We start from the raw sequence: 245 nt of genomic DNA, 5'->3' as shown, positions 1-245 counted from the left end.
AGCTGAAGCTTTGTAAAGAAAAGCTATCGAGCTATATTCATATGAGTATCAATAGATGGTTTCCCTCAGAACAGCGCGCGTTGGAGCTTATGACGTATTCCTTTGCCACAAAATATTATAGTAGAATTTTAAGTCAGACAAGATAAATATATGGATACATCAAACCCAAAGATAAGTCCTTTTTTAGAAAAAATTTCCCAATTTAATTTTGATAAATTTTATACTCCTGGTAATCGGATTATTTG

The 245-nt window shown here is 31.8% G+C and carries 1 protein-coding gene; it reads left to right on the top strand.

Going from position 1 to position 245, the window contains the following annotated elements; translation table 11 throughout:
- The first annotated feature begins 2 nt into the window (after positions 1-2).
- Entirely contained in the window at positions 3-146 is a 144-nt protein-coding gene (locus SB764_RS43615) for a lantibiotic dehydratase C-terminal domain-containing protein (RefSeq protein ID WP_410867255.1), read from the top strand.
- The last annotated feature ends 99 nt before the right edge of the window (positions 147-245 follow it).

The sequence above is a fragment of the Paraburkholderia sp. SIMBA_027 genome, from assembly GCF_046535315.1.
GTDB lineage: Bacteria > Pseudomonadota > Gammaproteobacteria > Burkholderiales > Burkholderiaceae > Paraburkholderia > Paraburkholderia tropica.
Note: the sequence above shows the minus strand (reverse complement) of the source record. Positions and strands in the feature narration are given on the sequence as shown.